Origin of the sequence: Catenulispora acidiphila DSM 44928, from assembly GCF_000024025.1 — a bacterium.
Lineage (GTDB): Bacteria > Actinomycetota > Actinomycetes > Streptomycetales > Catenulisporaceae > Catenulispora > Catenulispora acidiphila.
Map to the genome: position 1 here is coordinate 9671538 of NC_013131.1, position 11537 is coordinate 9683074.

General features: G+C 71.2%; 12 protein-coding genes. 1 reads left to right on the forward strand and 11 read right to left on the reverse strand.

What is annotated here, in order from left to right:
* Positions 1 to 13: 13 nt before the first annotated feature.
* The 11 genes from CACI_RS41245 to CACI_RS41295 all read right to left on the reverse strand — a co-directional run bounded on the left by CACI_RS41245 (position 14) and on the right by CACI_RS41295 (position 10731).
* Positions 14 to 931: a S1C family serine protease gene (locus tag CACI_RS41245; protein WP_015796895.1), complete on the reverse strand. Its 918-nt coding sequence runs from the start codon at positions 929 to 931 to the stop codon at positions 14 to 16.
* A gap of 4 nt (positions 932 to 935) precedes the next feature.
* Positions 936 to 1394 (reverse strand): T3SS (YopN, CesT) and YbjN peptide-binding chaperone 1, encoded by a 459-nt coding sequence (locus CACI_RS41250; RefSeq protein WP_015796896.1) that lies wholly within the window; start codon positions 1392 to 1394, stop codon positions 936 to 938.
* A 53-nt stretch (positions 1395 to 1447) separates the two neighbouring features.
* The gene (locus CACI_RS41255) at positions 1448 to 3070 is read right to left on the reverse strand and encodes a purple acid phosphatase family protein (protein ID WP_015796897.1); all 1623 of its coding nucleotides are present in this window, start codon (positions 3068 to 3070) and stop codon (positions 1448 to 1450) included.
* 69 nt (positions 3071 to 3139) lie between these two features.
* Complete coding sequence (locus CACI_RS41260; protein ID WP_015796898.1) at positions 3140 to 4537, reverse strand: CoA transferase; 1398 nt, start codon at positions 4535 to 4537, stop codon at positions 3140 to 3142.
* A gap of 67 nt (positions 4538 to 4604) precedes the next feature.
* Positions 4605 to 5528 carry a hypothetical protein gene (locus CACI_RS41265; protein WP_015796899.1) on the reverse strand — a complete coding sequence of 308 codons (924 nt, stop codon included), beginning with the start codon at positions 5526 to 5528 and terminating at the stop codon, positions 4605 to 4607.
* Complete coding sequence (locus CACI_RS41270) at positions 5528 to 6049, reverse strand: SigE family RNA polymerase sigma factor (RefSeq protein WP_015796900.1); 522 nt, start codon at positions 6047 to 6049, stop codon at positions 5528 to 5530. The genes CACI_RS41265 and CACI_RS41270 overlap by 1 nt, the downstream gene beginning before the upstream one ends.
* Positions 6050 to 6103: 54 nt before the next feature.
* On the reverse strand, positions 6104 to 6910 hold the full coding sequence (gene proC / locus CACI_RS41275) for a pyrroline-5-carboxylate reductase (protein WP_015796901.1): 807 nt from the start codon (positions 6908 to 6910) through the stop codon (positions 6104 to 6106).
* A gap of 35 nt (positions 6911 to 6945) precedes the next feature.
* Positions 6946 to 7875: a proline dehydrogenase family protein gene (locus CACI_RS41280; protein ID WP_015796902.1), complete on the reverse strand. Its 930-nt coding sequence runs from the start codon at positions 7873 to 7875 to the stop codon at positions 6946 to 6948.
* A 139-nt stretch (positions 7876 to 8014) separates the two neighbouring features.
* Positions 8015 to 8779, reverse strand: a complete 765-nt coding sequence (locus tag CACI_RS41285) for a class I SAM-dependent methyltransferase (protein ID WP_015796903.1) — start codon at positions 8777 to 8779, stop codon at positions 8015 to 8017.
* A gap of 99 nt (positions 8780 to 8878) precedes the next feature.
* The gene (locus CACI_RS41290) at positions 8879 to 9796 is read right to left on the reverse strand and encodes a sugar phosphate isomerase/epimerase family protein (protein ID WP_015796904.1); all 918 of its coding nucleotides are present in this window, start codon (positions 9794 to 9796) and stop codon (positions 8879 to 8881) included.
* Positions 9797 to 9801: 5 nt separating this feature from the next.
* Positions 9802 to 10731, reverse strand: a complete 930-nt coding sequence (locus tag CACI_RS41295; RefSeq protein ID WP_015796905.1) for a Ppx/GppA phosphatase family protein — start codon at positions 10729 to 10731, stop codon at positions 9802 to 9804.
* 60 nt (positions 10732 to 10791) lie between these two features.
* Between CACI_RS41295 and CACI_RS41300 the strand changes: the two genes are divergently transcribed.
* A complete protein-coding gene (locus tag CACI_RS41300) occupies positions 10792 to 11535 on the forward strand; it encodes a hypothetical protein (RefSeq protein ID WP_015796906.1) in 744 nt (247 codons plus the stop codon).
* Positions 11536 to 11537: the final 2 nt, after the last annotated feature.

Below are 11537 nucleotides of genomic sequence, written 5' to 3' on the forward strand. Positions count from 1 at the left end.
TCGTGCTGTCCGGCTACTTCCGCTCGGCCAGCCGCCTCGGCACCACGTCGAAAGCGACCCGCTTGCCCTCACGCACAACCTCGACCGGCGTCTCCTTGCCGATCAGCGCCGCGTCCAGGAGGTCGAACAGTCCTGCGTGCCCGTCGATGTCCTGGCCGGCGAGGCTGATCAGGACGTCGCCGGGGTGGAAGGGGCTGTCGGTGTCGCGTGCTCGGGTCACGATCTCGCGCTTGGTGGTGCGTCCGTCCACTTCGGCGTCGCGGATGTGGACGGCGATGCCGAGGGAGGCGCGGGTGACGCGGCCCTCGGCGATCAGCTGCGGGATGACGCGGGCGACGGTCGCCGCCGGGACGGCGAAGGCCATGCCCTGGGCGTCGTCGCGGATCATGGTGTTGACGCCGATTACGGCGCCGTCCAGGTCGACCAGCGGGCCGCCGGAGTTGCCGGGGTTCACCGCGGCGTCGGTCTGGATCAGGCGTTGCAGGGGGCGTTCGTGCTGGGCGGCCTGGAGTTGGCGGGACAGGCCGCTGACGATGCCCACCGAGACTGATTCCGGGTAGTCGCCGAGCGGGTTGCCCATCGCCAGGACGAACTCGCCGAGCCGGACCGGGCGGTCGCGCAGCGCGAGTGCCGAGGCGTGTGGTTCGGAGAGCTCGACCACGGCGAGGTCGGTCAGGGGGTCGCGGCCCAGGATCCGGATCGGCTGGGTGGGAAAGCCGTGGATCGCCGCGGTCCAGGTGAACCCCTCCGGCTGGTCCACGACGTGGTTGTTGGTCACGACGTGGCAGGCGTCGTCCAGGACGAATCCGGAGCCCGCGGTCCAGGAGTCCGGGCCCTGCTCGCCCCGAATGGCCACGACGTTCGGCATCACCTGCTCGATCAGGTCGGCCAGTCCGCCGCTGAACGCGGCCATCGCCGAGATCGCGCTCATCGCCTCAGACCTCCACCGAGTCGTCGTCGCCGGGGTCGCCGTCGAAGACGGTGTGGCCGGCACCGACCAGCTCCTTGAACCGGTCGTCGTACTCGTCGGCGATCCGGCCGATCTGCGCGCACGCCCCGGTCAGCTGGTCGGCGGTGAGCGTGTCGGCGGCCAGGTCGCGGGCCACGGTCAGCCGGCCCTGCGCCCAGTAGCAGCGGACCCACAGGTACCCGCTGTTGATCTCGTTGACTGCGGTCAGCAGCTTCTTGGACAAGGGCACGTCCTCCAGCACGACGCCGAAGACCTGCACCAGACCGAGCCCGTCGTCGGCCTCGCCCGCGGACACCCAGTACAGGGCGCTGCCATACCGGAGTTGGTAGTCGCCGTCCGAGTCGGCCTCGGCACGGCCGTCGACCAGACCGCCGTCCTCCAGAACCCGCGCTATGAAAGCGCGGATCATCTCTACGTTCGCCATGCGCAGACTTTAGGGAAAACGGCGATCCGGCCGGCCTCAGCCTCAACGAACGTTCAGCCGTCGCTCCGCTTGCGGCTCAGCGTGAACGTCTCCAGCGGCGCGATCTTCCCGTCGGGCTGGCCCACCGTGTAGTACGTGACGTGGATGCGGGTCAGGCCGCCGGCGTGGGTGCCGGGGTCGACGTCGAAGGCGGCGAAGCCGTAGGGGTGCTTCTCGTCGCGGACGCCGATCCAGGGGGCGTCTTCGAAGACGTAGGTCGGGGTCTTCTTGCCGTTGGAGCCGACGGCGCCGACGCTCATCAGGACCTTCGCCTTGCTGCCGGCGAAGAACTTCTGGTTGCTGGGGCTGGAGGTTCCGCCGCCGCCGAGGACCATGTGGACTGTGCCCTTGGAGGAGTCGATGTTGTCCGTGTCGGTGGCCACGGGGTTGGGGGTCAGGGTCTCGCTGCCGGAGACGACGCCGCGGACCGGGTGGGAGCGCTCGTAGTCGTGTTCGTGGCCGCAGACGACGAGGTCGACTTCGTACTTGTCGAACAGCGGTCCCCACTGCTCGCGGATGCCGATGTCGGCGCCGTTGGCGTCGGAGCTGGAGATCATCACCTGGTGCATGCACACCACGATCCAGTCGATGCCGTGGTTCGCGCGGGCGGCCTTCAGGGTGCGCTCGAGCCAGGCGCGCTGGCGGCCGGCGCTGTAGCCGCTGACGTAGGTGTCGCCGCCGTCCTGGAGGGCGATGTCGTCGTTCTGGACGACGACGAAGCGGACCGAGCCGACGGTGAAGGCGTACCAGAGGCCTGCGAACTCCGCGTCCTCGCCGTTGGGCGGGAGGGCGAAGCGGGTCTGGAAGGCGGAGTAGCCCAGCGGGCCGTTGCCCTTCTCGTTCTCGTGGTTGCCGGCGGCGGGCATCCAGGGGCGGAAGCGCGCCGAGCGGGTGTTGTTCTGGAAGAACGAGTCCCAGGTGCGGAGGCGGTCGGGGTTGATGTTGGCGTAGCACAGGTCGCCGTTGAGGAGGTGGAACAGCGGCGCGACCTGCTCGACGCCGGCGACGATGTCGGACGCCGCCGGGGTGGCGATGGTCGCCGGGACCGCGGTGAGGCTGCCGTCGGTGGCCGTGCCCCAGGTGGTTCCGGGGGTGGCCTGGTCGCCGAAGCTGGTGAAGGTGAACGGCTTGCGGCCCGAGGGCGCGGTGCGGAAGGCGGCCGAGTCCGGCAGGACGCCGTCGTGCAGGGCGCTGTAGACGTAGGTGGAGTCCGGACGCAGGCCGCTGATGTGCGCGTGGTGGACGTACACCTCGCGGCCAGAGGCGCCGTCGGTGTAGGTGCGGGTCTCGGCCTGGACGGTGTCCCCGTGGCCGCCCTCGAGGCTGCCGAAGCGGACGCGCGGGTGCCGCACCGGCGTCGTGGTGGTCCACGACGCGTACATCTCGCGCGTGGGATCCGCGCCGAACGTCAGGTGCAGACCGTCGACCGGCGGTGCGCCGAGCGCGCCGGGCGTGGTGAGCAGCAGGGGGGAGCCGGACGAAGCCGGAGCCTGGGCGGGACCCTGGGCCGGCGCGGACGGTGCCGCCTCAGCGGCGGCGGCAGGCGAGGCCAGCAGCGGCGCGGCGGCGAGCGCGGCGCCGGCACTCCCGGCGGCGAGCAGAGCGGTACGGCGGTCGACGGGCATCCGATCGGTCATGCCCGGGACGCTAGTCAGAGGGCCGCCCCCGCCGGGTGAACGCCCGATGAGCGCCGGACGAAGTCTCGCTCACGCCAGCGGCGGCGGACCCGGCCAGCCGAGATCGGCGCCCGCGACGCTGCCCGGGAAGCGCACGTGTGTCAGGGTTCCGGCGGCACTCGGCGTACGCAGCAGAAGATCGTCGATGTCTGACAGCGCCGGATCGTCGACCGCCAATCCGACAGCCGGATCCAGCCGCCCCAGAGCGTCCAAGGCGTGTCCGACCCCGGCAAGGCTCACATCCACCGCCAGCCCGCCGCCCCGGCGCAGCGCCTCGACCGCCCCCGCCGCCGCGAGCCACCCGGCGCCGTGGTCCAGCACCTGCGCGGGCAACGGCACCGGTACCGGCTGCTCGGCGCCGGTGGCGAGCATCCCCTCCCGCGCGATGCCGACAGCCATCTGCACCAGCGAGTCGAAGCCGCGCCGGCCGCCCCACGGACCGTCGGAGCCGTAGGCGGAGATCGAGACATGCACCAGGCGCGGGTTGACGGCGGCCAACTCGGCGGGACCGAGGCCGAGCCGGGCCAGCGCGCCGGGACGGTAGGACTGGAGCACGACGTCCGCCTCGCGAACGAGGTCGAGGAAAGCAGCGCGCGCCGCGGCGGTCCGCAGATCGAGGTATCGCAGGGCCTTGCCGAAGTTCAGATCCAAGTCCAGACCGCGGATCGTCGGCAGGTGCGGCGCGCGGACCATGGTGACGTCGGCGCCGTAACCCGCCAGCACCCGACCGGCGTTGGGACCGGCGATGATGCGGGTCAGGTCAAGGACGCGAATGCCGGACAGCGGCCGCGTGCTCGGAGCGAGACCGGAACCGGCATACGAGGATCCGGAAGCGGAATCGGCATGCGAGAAGCCGGAAGCGACAGCAAGAGCAAGATCGAGATCGACGTCGGATGAACCCGCTGCACTCCCACACTCCCCCGCGAAAACCTCCCCGCCGGCCAACGGAGCCATCGCCACCAAAGGCCGCCCCGCGACCACCGCACTCTGCGGATGCGCCAGCCACTCCTGCCGCGTCCGCATCGCCGCCGCGACCCCGCCGGCCTCGGCGATCGCGTCCTCCAGCTCGAAGCGCCCGCGCCGCCGAACCGCGGCCTCCACGGCCGCGCGTTCCTGCGGCACCTCGAGCACCCGGCACGCGATCTCCGCATGGTGCTCGAAGTTGCAGTGCAGCCGCACCCAGCCGTCGGCCGCCTCGTAGTCCCCGGACAGCGGCGCCCACTCGAACGCGGCCTCGCCGTCCACCCGCAGGTAGCGCTCGCTCCGGAAGGCGATCGCCGCCTCCCGCACTCCGACCGCGACCTCAGGCGTGGCCGCCAAGCCGTTGCGCGCCGCGAACAGCGCGCCGGCTTGCTGATGCGCCGCCGCCACCGCCCACGCCGCGAACTCCCCCACCCGGAACACCGACGGCAGACCGAGATCATCCATGCTCCCTACCGTAAAGCGGCGGCCCGCGCGAAGAACATGCGGGCCGCCGCTGCAAAGGGCAGATGTGTCAGGGATTACACGAAGTGTGGGGCTGGAAGCCGTCCGCGAAAGGCAGCGGCAGCGACACGCCGCCCACGATCGCGCCCAGCTGCGCGGCGGTGTACGGGAACGGGTTCGTCGGCTGGGTCTTGACGTTCGGAGCGGTCGAGCCGTCCAGGGCGCGGACGAGAATCTGCTGGCCGTTGCCCATGGTCCGGACCGCCTGCACCCGGTGCCCCCCGGCCGTCGCGCCGGTCTCGACCACGGAGTGGTCCGGCAGGGAGGTCCTCGTGAGCGGTCCCCAGTCTTGCGAGGCGCCGAACTGGTCCACGTTCTTCCCCGGGGCGAACACCTCGACCGACACATCCACGTACGGCGAGGTGGCATCTACGTGGCGGGGAAAAGGATCCTGGCCGGTGACCGTCCAGTCCATATTGAAGCCATAGGAAACCTGGAGCTTTGTCTTCTCAACGCACACCCCGGTGTTGGGCGCGAAGGCGTCCTCCTTGCCGACGCGCACCCCCGAGGGCGTGAGGTGCTTCCCACCCGGATCGAGCTTGCCGGCCACCTCGGCGAAGACCGCGGCGGCCAGCTTCCGCTCGGCGAGCGTCCGCTCGTCGTCCGTCAAAGGCTGCTTCGCAGTGTCCGTCGTCGTGAGCGCGGGCCGCGGACTCGTCGTCACCGACGCCCCCGGCGCCACCGCGGCCGTCCCGGACCCGCCGCCTCCGGCGAACGCCGCCGCCGCGACCGCCACCACCGCGACCGATGCCGTGCTCCCCACGACCGCGGCCATCCGCCGGCGCCGCACCCGCCGCCGGCCCTCGGCCACCAGATCGTCGGCGGTGAACGCCAGCCGGGGGTAAGCCTGGACCGCGGTGCGCGCGAACAGCTCGCGGGTCTGCGAGCCGTCCTCCTCGGCGCCTTGGTCCGCACTGTCTTCGAACTCTGTCATCAGGACTCCTTCTCCGCGCGGCCCAGGGCCGTCGCCTGCTGGTCGAGGAGGATCCCGCGCAGGGTGGCCAGCCCTCGCGCGGTCTGTGAACGGACGGTGCCGGATGAGCAGCCGAGCAGATCCGCGGTCTGCTCGATGGACAGGTCCTCCCAGAACCGGAGGACCAACGTGGCCCGTTGGCGCGGCGCCAGCTGCGCCAAGGCTTGGAGAACGGCGTCCCGCTCCCCGATGTCCGGGCCGTCCGGCGCCGGCGATTCCGGCACCGCCGCCACCGAGCGCTCACGGCGCCAGCCGCGGCGCTTCTCGTCGATGACACAGCGCACCAGCACGCGGCGCACGTACGCGTCGCGGTTCTCGGCGCGCTCGACCCGGTGCCAGGCCACGTACAGCTTCAGCAAAGCCGTCTGCACCACGTCTTCGGCCTGATGGGCGTCGCCGCACATCAGGAACGCGGTGTGCCACAGCGCGTGGGAACGCGCTGTGACGTAGTTCTTGTACTCCGCTTCGGCAGAAGCTCGCATCGTCCGTCCTCCCCTTCTGGTGGTAGGACGGAGCGAGTCATCTCCGGCGCTGCATCACGCCCCGGAAGCCAGCTCCCGCGACCGATCGCGCGCTGCCTCCAGCGCGGCGATCATCGCTGCGCGGACTCCGTGGTCCTCCATCGTGCGGATCGCGGAGATGGTGGTGCCGGCCGGGGAGGTGACCGCCTCGCGCAGCTTCACCGGGTGCTCGCCGGAGTCGCGCAGCATCACCGCGGCGCCGATGGCGGCCTGGACGATCAGGTCGTGGGCGGCGGCGCGGGGCAGGCCGAGGAGGATGCCGGCGTCGGTCATCGCCTCGACGAGGTAGTAGAAGTACGCCGGGCCGGAGCCGGACAGCGCCGTGACCGCGTCCTGCTGGGCCTCCGGGACCCGGATCGTCTTGCCGACCGGGGAGAAGATCTCCTCGGTGCGGACCAGGTGCTCCTCGGTGGCCAGGGCGCCGGCCGAGATCGCGGACATCGCCTCGTCGACCAGGACCGGGGTGTTCGTCATGACGCGGACCACCGGGACGCCCTCGGCCAGCCGCGAGGCGATGAAGTGGGTGGTGATGCCCGCGGCGCCGGTGATGACCAGCTTGCCGGCCGGGACGTGCGGAGTCAGCTCCTCCAGCAGCGCGGCCATGTCCTGCGGCTTGACCATCAGGATCAGCGTGTCCGCCTTGGTCGCCGCCACGGCGTTGCTGACCGCCTCGACGCCGTACGTGGCCTTCAGAGCCGCCGCGCGCTCCGGGCGCCGCGCCGTCACCACCACCTCGTCGGGGCGTTTGCCGGCCCGCAGCAGACCCGAGACCAGGGCCTCGCCGATCTTTCCGGTACCGAGGACGGCGACGCGCTGGGTCATGGGGTCCGGTCTCCTCACATCAGCCGCAGGCTGACTCAGTCTTTCGAGAGCAGCGACCGCGCGAAGAAGCCGAGATTCGCCGGGCGCTCCGCCAATCGTCGCATGAGGTAGCCGTACCACTCGCTTCCGTACGGCACGTACACCCGCATGCGTTCGCCGGCGGAGGCTAAGCGCTTCTGCTCGTGCGGCCGGACGCCGAAGAGCATCTGGAACTCATAGCTGCCGATGCCGCGGCCGTTGCGGACGGCCAGCGCGCCGCCTATCTCGATCAGCCGCGGGTCGTGGGTGGCCAGCATCGGGTAGCCCTCGCCGGCCATCAGAGTGCGCATGCAGCGGACGAAGGACAGGTCCACGTCCTGGGTCGTCTGGTACGCCACCGATTCCGGCTCGCGGTAGGCGCCCTTGCACAGCCGCACCCGGGATCCCGGGGTCGCGAAGTCCTTGCAGTCCGCCTCGGTCCGGCGCAGGTACGCCTGCAGCACGATGCCCGCCCACGGATAGTCCCGCCGCAGCTCGGCCACTATCTTCAGGGTCGAGTCGGTGGTGCTGTGGTCCTCCATGTCGAAGGTGACCGTCGTCCCGGCGCGCTGCGCGCCTTCACAGATCGCGTGCGCGTGCTCGAGGGCTATCTTCTCCCCGTCGCTGCTCAGCGACTGGCCGATGGCCGAGAGCTTCACCGAGACCTCGGCGTGCGGGGTCAGCCCGGCCGCCGCCAGCCGCTCCAGCAGGAGCAGGTACGCCTCCTTGACCAGGATCGCCTGGTTGGCGTCGGTGGTGTCCTCGCCCAGATGGTCCAGTGTGGCCAGCAGGCCGTCCTCGATCAGGGCGTCGGCCACGGCGACCGCGTCGTCGGTGGCGGGACCGGCGACGTAGCGCTTCACCACCTGGCGCGATCCAGGGGACCGCTCGACCAGGGCGCGAGTGCGATCACTGCCCGCCGCCGCCAGCAACGTCCGACGCAACACCGCAGACCCTCCTTGACCGTGTGGACCCCAGCAGGCCAAGCCTAGGACCAGATCGGGCACGCGGCCGGATCGGTGAGCCGCGCGGGCGACGGCGTGCGCCCGGGGAGCGAACGGGCCCGCCGCGGTATCGGGTCCGCCGCTAGGGCCGGCTGACCACTCCGAGCCAGGTCGTGTACTCCTCGAGCACCATCCCGTCCGGGAAGTGCTTGAGCAGGAACGCGCGCTCGTTGTCCAGGAAGGTTTCCAGCCGCTGCGGCGCGACGTCGCTGATGTACGACCGCGACATGACGTTGGTGATCCGCTGCTCCAGCGTGACGCGCCGGGACCAGGACGTCTCGAAGACCCGCACCGGCAGGTGCGACCGCCGCATGCCGAGTTCCAGGCGCGTCTCCTGGTCCAACGCCGTGCTGTCGTTGCCGTAGTCGGGATCGCCGCCGATCAGTTCCCTGATGCGGTCGTTGTATCCCAGCCTCCATGGCGCGTCGACGGTCGGCATGTTCCAGAAGCAGGCCAGCGCCCCGCCGGGCTTGAGCACCCGCAGGACCTCCGGGACCGCCAGGTCCGGGTTCACCCAGTGCCAAGACTGCGCGAAAGTCACGAAGTCCACCGAGGCGTCCCGCAGCGGCAGCGCGTTGGCACTGCCCAGCACCGCGCCGACCCCCGGCGAGCCCGCGAGCAGCTGGCGCAGCATCGGTTCGGACAGGTCGACCGCGGTCACCTGCGCGCCGCGCTCGCGCAGCTGCCGGGAGGAGATGCCGGTCCCGGCGCCGACGTCGGCGATCCGGGCGCCGGACAGCGCGCGCCCCGACAGCTCCTGCATCGCGTCGAAGATCTCGGCCGGATAGGTAGGGCGGGACTTGGCGTACGCGGACGCCAGCGTGTCGAACTTCGATGACTCGGCCAACGCTGCTCCCCTGTGTGCTTGTGCTCATACCGCGTGCCCTCGCGTGCGTGCTCGGGCTCACGGCCGCTCGTCCCACTCCGACTACTCCGGCTACTCCGACTACTCCGAGACCGGCAAAGCGCGCTGCTCGGCTTCGTCGTGCACGCGGGCCAGCGCGCGCCGGGCGAAGACCAGGGATTCGCGGAGGTCTTCCTCGCGCTGCAGATCGGTCTCCGCGCGCCGGGTACTCACCTCCAGCACGACGGCGCCGGCGAGCCCGCGGCGCGCGATCCGTTCCAGGACCTCCTGGCACGGCTGCGAGCCGCGGCCGGGGACCAGGTGCTCGTCCTTGTTCTGCCCGCTGCCGTCGGCCAGGTGCAGGTGGACGAGCTTGTCGCCCATGCGGTCGTACATCGCCAGCGCGTCGTTGCGCGCGGTGGCGGTGTGCGACAGGTCCAGGACGTAGTGCTCGTACCCCTTCTCCGTGGGGTCCCAGCCCGGGAAGTAGGCCTCGCCCTCGCGCTCCATGCGCGGCACCTTGATCCGCGGGATGCGCCCGAAGATGTCGGGGGTGGAGGCCCGCCACGGGTACATGTTCTCGACCGCGAACCGGACTTCCGACTCCTGATTCAGGCGTCTGATGCCCTCGGCGAACTCCTCGGCGTAGGGCTGCTGCCAACGGAACGGCGGGTGCACCACGACGACCTTGGCGCCGACCCGCTCGGCGGCCTCGCGGGACTTCTTCAGTTTCTCCCACGGATCCGAACCCCAGACCCGCTTGAGGTTCAGCCAGAACAGCGTCGGGGCGTGGATCGACAGCACGGGGACCTGGTACTCCTCGACGTACTCCAGGATCTTGTCCGGGTACTGGCTCGCCGGGTCGACCGAGACCATCACCTCCACGCCGTCGTACCCCAGCCGGTTGGCCAGGTCGAAGGCGTAGCGGGTGGGCTCGGGGTAGACCGACGACGTCGACAGGCCCACTTTCGGCGTGGTGACCTGCTCCGTCGTCCCGGTGCTGTCGGTCCTGAAGGTCACGCCGCTCAGCTTACAAGGGTGTCCAGCCGCCGGAGGATGACGCCTTCGCGCAGCGCCCACGGGCACAGGTCGGCGACCTCGACGTTGAACAGGTCGAACGCCGCGTCGGCGACGACCGCGCCGGCGAGCAGCTGCGCGGCCCGGCCCTCGGAGACCCCGGGGAGCCCGGCGCGTTGGGCCGTCGACATCTGCGCCAGCCGCGGTACCCACTCGGTCAGGTCCCGGGCGCGCAGCGAGCGCGGCGCGTACAGGCCCTGCGCCGAGGGCGCCGCGCCGGCGATGCGCGCGAGCTGCCGGAAGGTCTTGGAGGTGATCACCACGCGGTCCGGACGGCCGACGCGCGCCACGCGGGAGACGCCCTTGGCGATCTCGTGCCGCACGTACCGGCGCAGCTCCCGGAGTTCCTCCGGTCCGGGCGGGTCGCCCTTGAGGCGGTCGTGGGTCAGGCGCGAGGCGCCCAGCGGCAGCGACTCCATCACGTCGGGCAGCTCGTCCAGGCCCACCGCGATCTCCAGCGAACCGCCGCCGATGTCCAGTACCAGCAGCCGGCCGGCGGACCAGCCGAACCAGCGGCGCACGGCCAGGAATGTGAGCTTCGCCTCGTCCGGGCCCGGCAGCACCTCCAGCTCGACCCCGGTCTCCTCGCGGACCTTGGCCAGGACCTCGTCGCCGTTGGCGGCCTCGCGGACCGCGGAGGTCGCGAAGGCGAGCATCTCCTCGGCGCCCTTGTCCTCGGCGACCCGCAGGGCGTGCGCGACCACGTAGCACAGGCGCTCGATGCCGCTGGGGACGATCGCGCCCTGCTCGTCGGTGAGCTGGGACAGGTGCAGTTCGACCTTGTGCGAGAAGGCCGGAATGGGGTGGGCGCCGGCGTGTGCGTCCAGCAACAACAAGTGGACCGTGTTCGATCCGACGTCCAACACTCCGAGGCGCATATCGCGATACGTTACCCGCACCTCCCACGGCCGAGCGCGCCGACCGCATAGGCTTGCCCGGTGCCTGAAGTACCGCTCGACTTCCCCCGCGAATGGGTGGAGTTCAACGACCCCGACAACGCCGCCCAGCTCTACCGGGCCGATCTGACCTGGCTGTGCTCGCGCTGGACCTGTATCTGGGGCGCGGGCTGCGGCGGGATCCGCCCCGGCCGGGCCTCCGACGGCTGCTGCACCCTGGGTGCGCACTACTCGGACAAAGCCGACCGCAAGCGGGTCGAGAAGGCCTCCGAGCGGCTCACGGACGAGACCTGGCAGTTCCGCTCGGTCGGCCTGGAGCTCGGAATCACTCAGAAGGATGAGGACGGCGACAAGCAGACGCGGGTCGTCGAAGGCGCCTGCATCTTCCTGAACCGGCCGGGGTTCGCCGGCGGCGAGGGCTGTTCGCTGCACGCGCTGGCGCTGCGCGAGGACGTGCATCCGTTGACCACCAAGCCGGACGTCTGCTGGCAGCTGCCGGTGCGCCGCTCCTACGACCGCGTCGAGCGGCCCGACGGGACCGAGGTCCTGGTGGTCTCGATCGGCGAGTACGACCGGCGCGGCTGGGGCGGCGGCGGACACGACCTGAACTGGTGGTGCACCGGCGCCACCGAGGCGCACGTCGGGCGCGAGCCGGTGTACGTGTCCTACGGTCCGGAGCTGACCGAGATGATGGGCGAGAAGGCCTACGAGGTGCTGGTCGGGTTGTGCGAGGCGCGGGACGCCTCGCGGGTGCTGGTCGCGCCGCACCCGGCCGATCCGGCGTGACA

Bases quoted from the DNA above. Each gene is read 5' to 3' on its own strand.
- CACI_RS41245 (WP_015796895.1), bottom strand. From the start codon at position 931: ATGAGCGCGATCTCGGCGATGGCCGCGTTCAGCGGCGGACTGGCCGAC.
- CACI_RS41250 (WP_015796896.1), bottom strand. From the start codon at position 1,394: ATGGCGAACGTAGAGATGATCCGCGCTTTCATAGCGCGGGTTCTGGAG.
- CACI_RS41255 (WP_015796897.1), bottom strand. From the start codon at position 3,070: ATGACCGATCGGATGCCCGTCGACCGCCGTACCGCTCTGCTCGCCGCC.
- CACI_RS41260 (WP_015796898.1), bottom strand. From the start codon at position 4,537: ATGGATGATCTCGGTCTGCCGTCGGTGTTCCGGGTGGGGGAGTTCGCG.
- CACI_RS41265 (WP_015796899.1), bottom strand. From the start codon at position 5,528: ATGACAGAGTTCGAAGACAGTGCGGACCAAGGCGCCGAGGAGGACGGC.
- CACI_RS41270 (WP_015796900.1), bottom strand. From the start codon at position 6,049: ATGCGAGCTTCTGCCGAAGCGGAGTACAAGAACTACGTCACAGCGCGT.
- proC (WP_015796901.1), bottom strand. From the start codon at position 6,910: ATGACCCAGCGCGTCGCCGTCCTCGGTACCGGAAAGATCGGCGAGGCC.
- CACI_RS41295 (WP_015796905.1), bottom strand. From the start codon at position 10,731: ATGCGCCTCGGAGTGTTGGACGTCGGATCGAACACGGTCCACTTGTTG.